General features: G+C 59.9%; 14 protein-coding genes. 7 read left to right on the plus strand and 7 right to left on the minus strand.

Features of this window, described 5'->3' with window-relative positions:
- Nucleotides 1-68 precede the first annotated feature (68 nt).
- The 5 genes from ACZ1HH_RS09550 to dctP form a co-directional block, all read right to left on the minus strand.
- Nucleotides 69-419: a RidA family protein gene (locus ACZ1HH_RS09550; RefSeq protein WP_011539389.1), complete on the minus strand. Its 351-nt coding sequence runs from the start codon at nt 417-419 to the stop codon at nt 69-71.
- A 35-nt stretch (nt 420-454) separates the two neighbouring features.
- Nucleotides 455-1,483 carry a histone deacetylase family protein gene (locus ACZ1HH_RS09555; protein WP_487320255.1) on the minus strand — a complete coding sequence of 343 codons (1,029 nt, stop codon included), beginning with the start codon at nt 1,481-1,483 and terminating at the stop codon, nt 455-457.
- Between the two features lie 19 nt (nt 1,484-1,502).
- Nucleotides 1,503-2,789 (minus strand): TRAP transporter large permease, encoded by a 1,287-nt coding sequence (locus tag ACZ1HH_RS09560; RefSeq protein WP_472636506.1) that lies wholly within the window; start codon nt 2,787-2,789, stop codon nt 1,503-1,505.
- Nucleotides 2,790-2,793: 4 nt separating this feature from the next.
- Nucleotides 2,794-3,357 carry a TRAP transporter small permease gene (locus tag ACZ1HH_RS09565; RefSeq protein ID WP_416368820.1) on the minus strand — a complete coding sequence of 188 codons (564 nt, stop codon included), beginning with the start codon at nt 3,355-3,357 and terminating at the stop codon, nt 2,794-2,796.
- A gap of 87 nt (nt 3,358-3,444) precedes the next feature.
- Entirely contained in the window at nt 3,445-4,446 is a 1,002-nt protein-coding gene (dctP, locus tag ACZ1HH_RS09570; RefSeq protein ID WP_011539393.1) for a TRAP transporter substrate-binding protein DctP, read from the minus strand.
- Nucleotides 4,447-4,695: 249 nt separating this feature from the next.
- On the opposite strand from dctP, the gene ACZ1HH_RS09575 reads away from it, so the two are divergent.
- The 3 genes from ACZ1HH_RS09575 (at nt 4,696) to ACZ1HH_RS09585 (ending at nt 7,207) form a co-directional block, all read left to right on the plus strand.
- Nucleotides 4,696-5,679, plus strand: coding sequence for a LysR family transcriptional regulator (locus tag ACZ1HH_RS09575; protein WP_416368821.1), 984 nt, complete (start codon nt 4,696-4,698; stop codon nt 5,677-5,679).
- Nucleotides 5,680-5,794: 115 nt separating this feature from the next.
- Nucleotides 5,795-6,727, plus strand: coding sequence for a bifunctional riboflavin kinase/FAD synthetase (locus ACZ1HH_RS09580; protein ID WP_472636508.1), 933 nt, complete (start codon nt 5,795-5,797; stop codon nt 6,725-6,727).
- 9 nt (nt 6,728-6,736) lie between these two features.
- Nucleotides 6,737-7,207 carry a YcgN family cysteine cluster protein gene (locus tag ACZ1HH_RS09585; RefSeq protein WP_011539396.1) on the plus strand — a complete coding sequence of 157 codons (471 nt, stop codon included), beginning with the start codon at nt 6,737-6,739 and terminating at the stop codon, nt 7,205-7,207.
- A gap of 49 nt (nt 7,208-7,256) precedes the next feature.
- Here ACZ1HH_RS09585 and ACZ1HH_RS09590 read toward each other — a convergent pair whose 3' ends face one another.
- Entirely contained in the window at nt 7,257-8,093 is an 837-nt protein-coding gene (locus tag ACZ1HH_RS09590) for an alpha/beta fold hydrolase (protein ID WP_487320256.1), read from the minus strand.
- Nucleotides 8,090-8,704, minus strand: a complete 615-nt coding sequence (locus ACZ1HH_RS09595) for a 2-hydroxychromene-2-carboxylate isomerase (protein WP_472636509.1) — start codon at nt 8,702-8,704, stop codon at nt 8,090-8,092. The genes ACZ1HH_RS09590 and ACZ1HH_RS09595 overlap by 4 nt, the downstream gene beginning before the upstream one ends.
- 104 nt (nt 8,705-8,808) lie before the next feature.
- Between ACZ1HH_RS09595 and ACZ1HH_RS09600 the strand changes: the two genes are divergently transcribed.
- The 4 genes from ACZ1HH_RS09600 to ACZ1HH_RS09615 all read left to right on the plus strand — a co-directional run bounded on the left by ACZ1HH_RS09600 (nt 8,809) and on the right by ACZ1HH_RS09615 (nt 12,974).
- Nucleotides 8,809-9,831: a ribose-phosphate pyrophosphokinase gene (locus ACZ1HH_RS09600; RefSeq protein WP_011539399.1), complete on the plus strand. Its 1,023-nt coding sequence runs from the start codon at nt 8,809-8,811 to the stop codon at nt 9,829-9,831.
- A gap of 394 nt (nt 9,832-10,225) precedes the next feature.
- Nucleotides 10,226-11,554: an SDR family oxidoreductase gene (locus ACZ1HH_RS09605; protein ID WP_472636510.1), complete on the plus strand. Its 1,329-nt coding sequence runs from the start codon at nt 10,226-10,228 to the stop codon at nt 11,552-11,554.
- Complete coding sequence (locus ACZ1HH_RS09610) at nt 11,551-12,024, plus strand: DUF2269 family protein (protein WP_011539401.1); 474 nt, start codon at nt 11,551-11,553, stop codon at nt 12,022-12,024. Before ACZ1HH_RS09605 ends, ACZ1HH_RS09610 begins: the two co-directional genes overlap by 4 nt.
- An 86-nt stretch (nt 12,025-12,110) precedes the next feature.
- Nucleotides 12,111-12,974 carry a DMT family transporter gene (locus tag ACZ1HH_RS09615; protein ID WP_011539402.1) on the plus strand — a complete coding sequence of 288 codons (864 nt, stop codon included), beginning with the start codon at nt 12,111-12,113 and terminating at the stop codon, nt 12,972-12,974.
- The last annotated feature ends 29 nt before the right edge of the window (nt 12,975-13,003 follow it).

Raw genomic sequence — 13,003 nt, forward strand, 5'->3', positions numbered from 1 at the left:
CACGCCCGCCAGGGGCAGCGGGCGCGGTTGGTGTTTGTAAAATCAAAGGGCGCGATGACGCGCTGAGATCAGCCTTTGGCGGCGATGATCAGGATTTCCACGGTGAAATCGGGCGTGGCGAGCTTGGATTCCCCACAGGCCCGCGCCGGTGCGCGCCCCTCAGGCACCCAGGCATCCCAGACGGCATTCATCTCGGCAAAATCGCTCATATCCGCGAGCCAGATGGTGGCCTGCAGGATGCGCTCTTTGGAGGAGCCCGCCTCGGCCAGCAGCGCGTCGATCTTGTCAAGGCAATCCTGCGTCTGCTGGGTGACGCTTGCGCCCGCGGTGCCGACCTGACCGGCAAGGTAGATGGTGTCGCCATGGGTGACGATCTGGCTCATGCGCTGGGTGGTGTGGGCGTAGGTGATATCGCTCATAGTAGTCTCTTATGGTTTGAGGATTAAAGGAAATCTCAGCGTGCAGCAGAGGTAAATCCGCCAAGCACGCGGGTGAGGTTATGACCGAGGCTGTCGGAGATGTAACCGCCTTCCTGCACAAAAAGCGTTGGAAGACCGGCGCGGGCAATTGCCTCGCCAATGCGCGAAAACCCGTCGCCGGTAACCTGAAAGCCCTGAAACGGATCGTCCACGGAGGCATCAAGGCCCAGCGCGATCACAAGTACATCGCACCCAAAGGCGCGCACCCGGTCAAGACAGGTGTCCAGTGCATCCAGAAACGGTGCATCTTCGGTACCACGCGGCAGCGGCAGGTTGAGGTTATAGCCCCGCCCCCGGCCCTCGCCGCGCTCAGAACTGTGGCCCCAGAAGAACGGGTAGAAGTCCGCAGGGTCGGCGTGGATCGAGAGCGTCAGCACGTCGTCGCGATCATAAAACAGCCCCTGCGTGCCGTTGCCGTGGTGGACATCCACGTCCAGAATTGTGGGCCTGAGGCCCCGGTCCCGCAACAGCTGCGCCGCGATGCCGGAGTTGTTGAGGAAACAAAACCCCCCCGCCATATCTCCAAACGCGTGATGTCCCGGCGGGCGGCAGAGCGCATAGGCGGCGCGCTCGCCCTTTGCAATCAGGTCGGCGGCGGTGATCGCAGTCTGCGCCGACCAATAGGCAGAGCCCCAAGTGTCGGCATTGATCGGACAGGAGGTATCGGCCTGATGATAGCCCGCCTGCCCTAGCGCAGACCGTGGATAGCTGTCACGGCGATCCCCCGGCTTGATATGAGAAATCACCTCCGGACCTGCGCCTTCGATCTCGCTCCAGCGGGCGTGGATGGTCCGCAGGAAGGTCAGGTATTCCGGCGAATGCAGCGCCGCGATGGGGCCAAGGCCCGCATCCTCGGGCGCTGTGAAGGTACAGCCTGCCGCCTCCGCGCCGCTGCGCAGGATCTCGGTGCGTTCGGGTTGTTCGGGATTGGGCTTCATCACCCCAAAGGCCAAGAACTGGCTGGGGTTATGGGCACGTTGGCGGGGATCATAGATCGCTTTCATGCGGGGTCTCCTTGCGGCCTTAGCCAAAGACAAAATTGGGCAGCCACAGCGCCACCTCGGGCACAAATGTGGTGATCAGCAGCGTCGGCAGCCATGCAAACAGGATCATGATGAAGGTGGGCTTCAGCATCTCGCTCACGGGTGTGTCGGTGACCTTTGCACCTAGATACAACAGCGGTGCCGTGGGCGGCGTGATATTGGCCATGCCGAGGTTCACACCGAGGACGGCGGCAAAATGCACCGGGTCCATTCCGACGCTCTGCACGATGGGCAACAGGAGCGGTGCTGACAGCAACAGACCCGAGATATCGTCCATCAGCATACCGATGAGTATCATCACCAGATTGACCATCAGCAAGATCACGATCGGGTTGTCCGAGATCGAGAAGATCAGATCCTTGGCCATGCCGGGGATGTCTTCAAAGACCAGAAAGCGGCTGACGATCACTACCACAAAGACCATCAGCATCACCACACCGATGGTGGTGCCCGCATAGCGCAGGGTCGGCCAGATATTCTGAGGCGTAAGGCCGCGATAGATGAACAGACCAACGGGAATGGCATAGATCACCGCCACGCCTGCGGCCTCGGTCGGGGTCATGATGCCGCCGTAGATACCGCCAAGAATGATGATCGGCATCAACAGCGCCGGAAAGGCCCGCCCGCCGCGCCGCACAAATTCCTGCGGGTAGCTTGCAGGGCGTTCCAGCAGTTTCAGGTCCGCCTCGCGCATCAGTACGTAGTTCACCATGCACAAAAGCGTAATCAGGATCAGCCCCGGCACCACGGTCGACAGGAAGCATTTCAGCACCGATTGCTGCGCAACCCACGCATAAAGGATCTGCGACGACGACGGCGGGATCAGGAGCCCCAAGGGACAGGCCGCCACGATCAGCGCCGCCGCCGGGCCGCGCGGGTAATTCGCGGCCTTCAGATGCGGCATCATAATCGACCCGATACAGGTGAGCGTCGCCGCCGCAGAGCCTGAGATCGAGCCGAAGATACCGCTGGCGAACACCGCCGCCGCGCTAAGGCCTCCGTGGATACGCCCCACCAGAAGCTCCGCCACTGACACCAGCGGCGCCGCGATCCGCCCCCGCTCCATGATGGCGCCTGCCAGAATGAACAGCGGAATCGCAAGAAGCACGATGGAATTCATCTTCCAGTGCCCCGTGGGCAGGAACCCGGTCACATCATGGCCGCCAAAGACGCCGATAAAGACCAGCACGCCCCCAAAGGCCAGAGGCACGCTCACCCCAATGAGGAGCAGCACACACAGGATAAAAAGACTGCCGAGAATAATCATGGGCTCAGGCTCCTTGGGCGGGGTCGCTGTCGGCAGAGACCGCAAACCGCGTCGCCGGGAGTTTCAGGAAAACAAAGAGCCGCAGCGCGCTATAAAGCCCCATCAAGCCAAAGCCGAAGAAGATCGCCGCACGCGGCACAAAGAACGGGATCTGCAGGGCAATCGTGGTCTGATAGCGCGGGTAATCCCCGATTTCCTCGATCATCATCACCGTGGACCAGTAAAACAGCACCAAGGTCACCAGGAGTTCAATCGCGGTAATGAGGATCGCCCGCGCGCGCCGCTTGACGGGATCAAGGATCACAAAATCCAGGAGATCGGCGTTTACATGCGCGCCCTCCCAGGTGCCGATGGCGGCCGCGATGAAATAGAGCCAGAAACAGATGATGAGCAGCCATTCTTCGTAGGCGAACAGATCAGCGTTGAAGCCATATCTGAACACCACCACAAAGAAGAACGTCAGCGCCATGGCGATACAGCCAAAGCACACGTAGATGGTCTGAAGCCGCAACAGGATGCGGACCAGCTTGGCCAGCCCTGCGGGCAAATCTTGGCTCAGGTCTTTCATGACGCGGTCACCGTCCAAAGATCATTTGAGGATCATAAGGTCACAGGCCCCGCAAAACGGGGCCTGCACATACTGAGATCAGGGCGATCAGTTCTTGGCGGTCATCAGGCGGTCGATGACGTCCTGACCAACGATCTCGGCAATGCCGGGCCAGACGTCCTTGCGCACGGTTTCAGCAATCGCGCTGCGTTCGGCGTCAGAAACTTCAACGACCTCGTAACCGGTCTCTTTAAGCTTATCGATATAGCCCGCCTCATTCGCCTTGGCCTCGGCAAAATAGGTCTGTGCTGCCTTGTCGAAGGCGGCCTGTACGGCGGCGCGCTGTTCGTCGTTCATCTCTTCCCATGTTTCCATGGAGGCGTAATAGGTCGTGTTCTCGACCACTGCGCCATAGGGGATGAAATACTTGCCCACATCCGAGGTGGCAAAGGCGCTATAGGCCAGCTGCGCGGTGCAGCAGATGGCCCCGTCCACGACGCCGGACTGGATCGCGGGGAAAACCTCACCCCAGTTCATCGTGGTGGCGTTAAAGCCCATGGCCTCGACGGTGTTTTTGATCACCTGGCTCGACCAGACGCGAATATTGACGTCCTTGTCGCCGACCGAGGTGGCGTTCTCAGGCAGGTTCTCGGCCACAACGCCGATGAAACCTTCGGGTGCATTGGCCAGAAGTTTCAGCCCCAGCCCCTCCAGACGCTCGGCAAAAATCTCGTTAAAGGCGCTGTCCTTGTTGAGGTAGATGTCTTCCATCTCATCAAAGCTCGACACCAGATAAGGCAAGGAGTTGATCTCCAGCACCGGGTCACGATGCGCGTAGATCACGGAATGCACCAGATCGACGTTGCCGCGCGCGGCGTCCTCGAACAGCTCTTCGCCAGAGCCCAGCTGCCCCGCCTCAAACAAGGTCACCGAGAGGCCCACATCAGCGCCTTCGATATCCGCTTCGATCTGCTTCAGAATGTCATTGCCGAAGTGTTCGACCGGGACGACCCCGGCGAGTTTGAGCCGCATGTCTGCCGCGTCTGCAGCGCCGAGCGACAGGGTGAAAGCAGCCGCCGTGGCTGCGGTGGTCAAAAGTGACTTACGCATGAGAAAAACTCCGTTCCCTGTTGTCAGTGTGACGCGTCCCCTGGTGGCCCCTCTGTCGGCTTTTGCCGCTTCTGAAGGAGGCCGGGTTCAACGCCAAGCTTCGGCGAAATTTGCGAAGGGATAGCAAATAGATCAAATAGATAATTGATTACCCCTGCATAGATTCTGATAATGGTCCTGAATATACGTCATCTGGCAGCTCACACTCAGGGCCGACAGACCCACTCTCAAACCCTTGATTTTAAAAACATGACACCACCAGATCAGGTCCATCCCCGCCCCCATATCGACCCGGAACGTCTGACCCGCGAGATGAACTGGAACCTCCTGCGCACCTTTGTAGTGCTGGCCGAGAGTGGCTCCATCACCGAGGCAGCAGAGCGTTTGCGCCTGAAACAGCCCTCGGTTTCGGTTGCGCTCAAGAAGCTTGAAGACCAGCTGGGGCAGCACCTGATAGATCGCTCGCCGGGGCATTTCACCCTCACCAAGGCCGGCCAGATGCTCTACCGCGAGGCGGTCAACATCAACGGTTCCATCCTGCGGCTGGCGACCCTGATGCGCACCGTCACCCCTGAAATCAGTGGCCATGTGCGAATCGCGGTGGCGAGCCATGTGCTCTGCCCGCTGTTTGACAGTGTGATCGGCGATTTTTACGCCGCGCACCCAAAGGCCAGCCTTGCGATTGACGTGATCACCAGTGGCGATGCGATCACCGCCGTGGCGGCCAAGCGGGTGAGCTTTGCCCTCGCTCTTGTGCGCGAACAGGACCCAAACCTGCGCTATCTGCCTGTCTACCGCGAAACCTTCGGATTGTTCTGTGGCCCCCGTCACCCGCTCTTTGGCCGCAGCGATCTGACCCTTGAGGACCTCAAGGGCCATGCGGCGGTGGTGTTTGACAATGACCGCCTGCAGGACGCGCTGCAGGATGTCACGCTCTTACGGGCCCGCGCCGCCCTCGCCCCCGAGGTCACGGGCGTTTCTGAAAACCTCGAGGAGGTCCGCCGTATGATCATGGCAGGGCTTGGCATTGGGCCTTTGCCCAAACATGTGGTCGCGCGCGACATCGAGGATGGTCTGTTGTGGCAGGTCCCTCCGTTCGAGGACCTGCCCGAAGTCGACGTCTATCTGATCTGGAACCCGACAACCGTGCGCAACCGCGCCGAGGAAACGCTGCTCACCACTTTGATCGAGCGCCTCGAAACCGTCCCCTTTGCCGAGCGCTCCTATGCCTGACCTCTCACTTTTCACCTTTTCATAAATACCTCATTCCAACATATCAGAGCGGCGCAACCTGTGGTCAGGACACAGCACCCTTGCGCCATCCCCCACTCGGAGCTAGGGAAGCGCCATGCGCATCATTCGGGATTATCAATTCGTCGAAGAGCAGGATCGCGGGGCCACCGTTGCGATCGGCAATTTCGATGGCGTTCACCGCGGACACCGCTCGGTCATTGATCTGGCACGCAAGGCCGCGCCCGATGCGCCCCTTGGCGTGATGACCTTCGAGCCTCACCCGCGCGAGTTCTTTGCCCCCAATGCCCCGCCCTTCCGGCTGATGTCGGCAGAGGCACGGGCACATCGGCTGGAAAAGATCGGCGTGGAGAAGCTCTATCAGCTCAATTTCAACCACGCGCTCTCATCGCTGACACCCGAGGAGTTTGCCCGCAATGTGATCGCCGAGGGACTTGGCCTTTCGCATGTGGTCGTGGGGGCCGATTTCTGTTTCGGCAAGGGCCGCGCAGGCACCGTCGAAGATCTGCAACGCTTCGGACAGGACATGGGGTTCGGCGTCACCATCGCGCCTTTGATGGAGTACTCAGAACACACCGTGTCCTCGACTGCGATCCGCACCGCGCTGAGCGAAGGCCGCCCGCGCGACGCGGCCGCCATGCTGGGCCATTGGCACCGTATCGAAGGCGAAGTGATCGGCGGCGAACAGCGCGGCCGCACGCTGGGCTTTCCCACCGCCAATCAGTCCATTGACGGCCTGCACCCGCCGGCCTTTGGCGTCTACGCGGTGCTGGTCGATGTGCTCGATGGGCCGCACAAGGGCAGCTATCATGGCGCAGCTTCGGTCGGCGTGCGCCCGATGTTTGATGGCGAGCAGCCCAACATCGAGACCTATCTCTTTGATTTCAAGGGCAACCTTTATGGCGCGCATCTCTCCGTGGGTCTTGTGGATTACCTGCGCCCCGAGCTGAAGTTCGACGGGCTCGAGCCTTTCATCGCGCAGATGCAGGCCGATTGCGATCAGGCCCGCGCCATCCTCACATCGCTCTGAGGGGGTGACATGACCAATCAGATCGACCGCAACGGGCTGACGCCGAAGTTCTGGGAGAAGAAGCCCCTGAAGACACTCTCGCAGCGCGAGTGGGAGGCGCTCTGTGACGGGTGCGGCAAATGCTGTCTCAACAAGCTGGAGGACGAGGACAGCGGCGAGGTTGCGCTCACCCGTGTGGCCTGTCGCCTGCTCGACGATCAGAGCTGCCAATGCGCGCATTACGAGACCCGGCACAGCTTCATTCCCGAATGCATCGTGCTGAAACCTGAAAACCTGGACACCCACGCCTATTGGATGCCCCAGACCTGCGCCTATCGCCGACTTTGGGAAGGGAAATCCCTGCCCGACTGGCACCCGCTGGTGACGGGCGATCCGGACAGCGTGCATCGCGCTGGGGTCTCGGTGCGCGGCATGACGGTGTCGGAATTCGACACGCCGCTGGAGGAATGGGAAGACTACATTATCGAGGAACCGGTCTAAGGATACGCCCGGAGAGCGCTGACCGACCCCAGAGCCGATCAGCACTGGCTTATCTCTGAGACCAAAAAGCCCCGATCACCTCGGCCACCGCTTCGGGATGTGTCACCGGCACCATATGGCCTGCGCCCTTGATGACGCTGATCTGCGCCTCTGGCATCCGCGCCGACAGCGCGTCGGTAACCGCGGTCATGATGGGCTGCGTCGCACCGCCCTGCATCACCAGCACCGGCATCTCGAGCGCCTCGAGCGCACCCGGCGCAAGCAGCCCGGCCGCATCGTCATAAACCTGGCTGTCACAGTCCATCACCGCCGGAAACGATCGCACCATGGCGGCGCGGGCATGCTCTGGCAGATCCGGCCATTTCGGATGGCCCGTCCCCCAGGCCCGGTTAAAGAGCCGGGTGGCATATTCCACATCGCCCGCCGCAAAGGGGCTGCGCACCGCCATGTGATCGGAACGCATCTGCTCGAGCGCGTCCGGGTTCTGCACCTTGGCGGCAGCAAAAAGCACCGGCTCGATCATCACGAGGCTCCGCACCAGGTCCGGGCGCATCTCGGCCATGGCCAGCGCCACCGTCGCCCCGAAGGAATGCCCGATCAAGTCAACCGGTCCACCCGCCTCTGCCACCTCAGCCTCCAAGAGACACAGCCCGGCCTCGGCATTGCGACGCTGCAACAGGCCCTGCCCGTCCCAATCCGGGCTCTTGCCGTGCGAGAGCATGTCAAATGCGGTGCAGCTGACACGGTCCTCGCCCAAGGCCGCAACAAGCCCCCGCCAGGCCCCCGAATGCGCCAGCGAGCAATGCACCGCCACCAGAGGACGCGCCCCGGTGCCAAACTTTCGGTGATAGACCTCTTGCGGCAGCGCGCTCAGATCGAGGCTCACGCGCCCTGCCCCGCAAGATGCCAGTCAAGATCAACCAGACGGTCCTGTCCCCAGAACTTCGCCCCGTCGGATGTGACATAAAACGGCGCGCCAAAGACATCGGCGTTCACCGCATCCTCGAGATTTTGCGCATAGATCTCCGCGCCGGTCAGAAGGCCGCTATCCGCAAGCGCGGGGTCAAAACCGGCGCTCTCCAACAGCGATTTCACCACATCATCCTGCGCGATGTCGCGCTCCTCGGCCCAGACGGCCCGCAATGTGCCATGGACAAGTGCGCCAAGATCGCCGCCGCCCGCCTTTTGCGCCGCGATGATCGCATAAGACGAAGGCGCCGCATTGGTCGGCCAATGGGCGGGCTTCAGGTTCAAGGGCAACCCGGTGCGCTTGGCCTGACGCTCCATCTCGATCAGGCGATAAGCCTGCCGCGCCGGATGACGGTCCTTGGGTGGCGTGCCCCCGGTGCGGGCAAAGAGCGCCATGATGTCAAACGGCTTGTAGGTCACCGCAGCACCATGGCGGGCCGCGATTTCCTCGAGCCGCTGCCCAGCCAGATAGCTGAAGGGCGACAAAGTTGAGAAATAGTAGTCGATTGACAGGGAAGAGGCGGTCATGGCGAGAATTCCTCGTGCTTAGAACTAGGCCTGACCCTATGTGCGTGTTAAGCGGGGTTCAATATCACGAATCTGTCACATTGCTGCCTGGGGAAAAACAGCCAATGCCGACCTTGAACGAACCCAAGTTGATCTCTGGGAACGCCAATCTTCCGCTCGCAAAATCGATCTCGCGCCGCATGAGCATGCACCGTGGTGTCGACCAAGACCTCGTGAACGCCCGTGTCGAGCGTTTCAACGATGGCGAGATCTTTGTCGAAGTCTACGAGAACGTGCGCGGCGAGGATATGTTTATCATCCAGCCGACCTCGAACCCGGCCAATGACAATCTGATGGAGCTGTTGATCATCGCCGATGCGCTGCGCCGTTCCTCGGCCCAGCGGATCACCGCAGTGATCCCTTACTTCGGCTACGCCCGTCAGGACCGCCGCACCAAGGCGCGCACGCCGATTTCAGCCAAGATGGTCGCCAATATGCTGACCGGCGCAGGCATCGAGCGGGTTCTGACCATGGATCTGCACGCCGCTCAGATCCAGGGTTTCTTCGATATTCCGGTGGACAACCTCTATGCCAGCCCGATCTTTGCGCTGGACGTGAAGGCGCAGTTCAAGGACCAGATGGACGACCTGATGGTGGTTTCGCCCGATGTGGGTGGCGTGGCGCGTGCCCGCGAGCTCGCGAAACGCATCAACGCCCCCCTGTCGATCGTCGACAAGCGCCGCGAAAAGGCGGGCGAGATTGCCGAGATGACCGTTATCGGTGACGTCAAAGACAAGATCTGCCTGATCGTCGATGACATCTGCGACACCGCTGGCACCCTCTGCAAGGCCGCGCAGATCCTGCTCGACAATGGCGCCAAGGAAGTCCACGCCTACATCAGCCACGGCGTGATGTCCGGCCCCGCCGTGGAGCGCGTGACCAATTCGGTGATGAAATCGCTGGTGCTGACGGACTCGATCCAGCCCACCCAGCCGATCCTCGACGCGCCCAATATTCGCATCGTGCCCACCGCGCCGCTCTTTACGCAGGCGATCCTCAACATCTGGCACGGCACCTCGGTGTCCTCGCTGTTTGAGGACAAGACCCTGATCCCGATCTACGAGTCGCTCTACAACAGCCAGAGCTAAGATCGCTCGGATTTCACCAAAACACCCCGCGACGTGTCGTGGGGTGTTTTTTTGTGGACGTCGAAGAAATGCACCACGCATGGCCACGTCTGTTCAATGGTTTCAAAGGACGAAGGTGAGGCCAGGGGCAGCGGTACGCCCTGTCCGCGCCCTGTTTTCATTGCGCAAGGATATCAATCACTGGGCGAGGCAAAGTATGCTTTTAGGACAGCGCGCTTTTGGACCTCGCGCGACGACTTCGGGCTTTGTGCCCATTCCGACTGAGGCTGCGGATTGTATGAATGCCGCCTTTCGGCAATAGATACGTTTCGCACAAGCGAGCCAACGCACATCTGACGCGAAACAGATATCCTGCGGTTCGATGCTCAAATCGTTTTTTCAACAGAGAATTTGCATGAACGCCTCTAAACCAAACACCCCTCTAGAACTGACGGTGCTCATCATTGGCGCATATGGCCTCATCGGGTGTGGGGTCGCGCAGCGTTTAGAGCACGACGGACATAGGATCATCGGGCTTGGTCGCGATAGCGACACCGGGAAACGCGTCATTCCAACAATCGACTGGCTGCCCGCAGATCTTCGCTCATTGACCAAAGCGAGCGCATGGCAACCTTTCTTGGAAGGCATCAATGCCGTCGTGAATTGCTCCGGCGCTCTACAGGACGGGCCCGAGGATGACCTCGAGGTAGTCCACCACCACGCCGTGGCCGCTTTGGCTGAAGCTTGTGCGACCTCACAAGTGAAACTCGTTCAAATTTCGGCGGTAGGTGCCTCTGAGGATGCGGCAACGCCATTTCTTGCATCAAAGGGACGCGGTGATGCTGCGGTTCAGCGAGCAGGCAAAGATCACCATATCTTTCGACCCGGGCTCGTTTTGGCAAGACATAGCTATGGTGGGACAACCATGCTACGCATGTTGGCCGCATTTCCGTTGGTACAACCTCTTGCAGTGCCCGATGCCAAGATTCAGACTGTTGCATTGGATGATGTCGCAAAAGCCGTAAGCGCAGCACTTGCAGGTGATATTCCCAATGGCTTTGTTGGCGATCTGGTGGAAACCGAAACTCATTCGTTGCGCAACGTGGTGGCGTCAATCCGCGCTTGGATGGGATTTGCGCAAACAAAACATGAGTTTCTGATCCCAAGTCTATTTACAATATCAGTGTCGAAGATTGCAGATGGATTGGGAAGGCTCGGATGGCGATCGCCGTTGAGAAGCACTGCGATCAAAGTGCTCGACGATGGCGTAACCGGAGTTCCCACAGACCTCTCTCGGTTTGGGTTGTCTCCCGTCAGATCACTCTCGCAAACCTTGGCGAGTATGCCAGCGCGGGCTGAGGATCGACTGTTTGCTCGAATGGCACTGCTGACTCCCATCATCATTGCTACGCTCATTTGTTTTTGGTTTTTGTCTGGTGTCATTGGACTCCTCCGAATAGGTGAGGCTGCGCTTGTTCTTGAAAACGTCGGCTGGACACATGCCTTGGCAGTGACCAGCGTGCTTTTCTGGTCGATCGTCGATCTCGCTATTGCAGCGGCATTTGCCTACCGTCCCTATGCGAAAAAGGCGTGTTGGTGCGCCGTTGGCGTCAGTCTTTTCTATTTGGGGGCATCAACGGTTTTTGTACCGCACCTATGGCTTGATCCGCTCGGCCCGATGATCAAAGTCCTGCCTAGTATTGCTTTGGCTTTGGTTGCCCGTATTGCACTGGAAACGCGATGATTGTCTGGATTGATGTTGTGCGTTTGCTGCACGTCCTTGGCGCCTGTGTTTTGATCGGCACCGGAGCCGGGATCGCGTTCTTTATGGTCATGGCTCATCGCACCAGGGATGCGGCCAGTATCGCGCATACAGCCCATATTGTTGTCATCGCTGACATGCTGTTCACGGCAACGGCTGCGGTAGCGCAACCTATCACAGGCTTCGTTTTGGCTCGCTATTATGGGTGGCCCCTTTGGGAAGGTTGGATTGCAGTCTCGCTCGCGCTGTATGTATTTATTGGGCTTTTTTGGCTGCCTGTCGTGTCGATCCAAATCAAAATGCGTGACGAGGCCCGTACATCCGCCCAAACAGCGACACCGCTGTCAGCACGCTACATGCTGTTGTATCGCATTTGGTTCGCTTGCGGCGTCCCGGCGTTCCTGGCGATTGTTGCGCTGCTATGGCTCATGGTTGTCCGCCCCGCGATATGACACTGCACACCAGAACATAGTGAGCGCTTTGGATCTCCAGCCGCAGCTGATAGGCAGGTGATACCCTGTCCACCTTACGGTTCCCCATGCACACCACTGACCTTCTGCGTCTTGCCGCTCTGGTTTTCACCGCCGTCACCTGTGTTGTGCTTGGCGATACCGCAGGTAAAGTGCTGACCTCGGGCGGTGTGGACCCGGTGATCGTCGCTTGGGCACGCTTTGGACTTGGGGCTTTGGTGCTCCTGCCGCTGAGTGGTCTGCGTCTTACCGAGCTGTCGATTGCCCGCGACTGGCGGGTCTGGCTCAGGGCAGGCTTTGTCACCGCCGGGATTTCCTGCATTCTGACCGCGCTGCGCACAGAGCCTATCGCCAATGTGTTTGGTGCATTTTTTGTTGGGCCCGGCGTCTCTTATGTGATTGCGGTCCTGTTCCTGGGCGAGCGCCCCTCGCCGCTGCGCAGCCTGCTGCTGGGACTTGGGTTCATTGGCGTCATGCTGGTGGTCAAACCCGGGTTCGGCGTGAGCTTTGGGCTGTTCTACGCGCTGGCGGCGGGGTGTTTCTATGGCGCCTATCTGGCGATGACCCGCACCGTGGCCGGCAGCTATCGACCGCGACTTTTGTTGATGTCGCAGCTGCTGATCGGCACGCTGCTGCTGACCCCGATGGGGCTCAGCGTGGAGATGCCGACACTTGACTGGACGATCTTTACGCTCCTGTCGCTGAGCGCGCTTGGTTCGGCAGTTGGGAACTACATTCTTGTGGTCGTGAACAAAACTGCCGAGGCCTCTCTGATTGCGCCGTTGGTCTACAGCCAGTTGATTTCGGCAACTGTGCTGGGCGTCGTGGTTTTTGGCGAGTGGCCCGATGTGATTTCGCTTTGTGGTCTTGGGCTGATCCTCTTGTCAGGGTTTGGCTCGCTCCTGGCCCATCAACGCGCGACGCCGCTCTGAGTGGTGAGGCGGCGCGCCTTGGCCCGCCG

This window comes from Epibacterium sp. HA2-3 (assembly GCF_055693725.2).